The sequence below is a fragment of the Pantoea sp. SIMBA_079 genome (assembly GCF_046940275.1).
Classification (GTDB): Bacteria; Pseudomonadota; Gammaproteobacteria; order Enterobacterales; family Enterobacteriaceae; genus Pantoea; species Pantoea borealis.
In genome coordinates, this window is the sequence record NZ_JAWRYR010000295.1 from 1 (window position 1) to 273 (window position 273).

Genomic DNA, 273 nt, shown 5'->3' on the forward strand with positions numbered 1-273 from the left:
GGCATCGCCGTCGGAAACAACGTGGTTGTTGGTTACGACATAACCGTCTTCAGAGATGAAGAAGCCGGAACCTTGGGCAACCGGACGTTCGTGGCCGGGACGAGGACCGCGCTTGCCGGGGCCGCGGCGATCAGGGCGCGCATCGGGACGTGCATCGCCGCGCGGGTCCATGCCAAAATCACGGAAGAAGCGCTTGAGCGGATGGTCGTCCGGAAGCTGATAGAAGCCCTGAGGGCCGGAGAACTGGCCACCCCCACGATCAGCGGTTTGCTG

Annotated in this window: 1 protein-coding gene; it reads left to right on the forward strand. The window is 63.7% G+C overall.

What is annotated here, in order from left to right; translation table 11 throughout:
- On the forward strand, nt 1-273 hold a 273-nt coding region (locus SB719_RS20085; RefSeq protein ID WP_412159728.1), incomplete at both ends, for a hypothetical protein.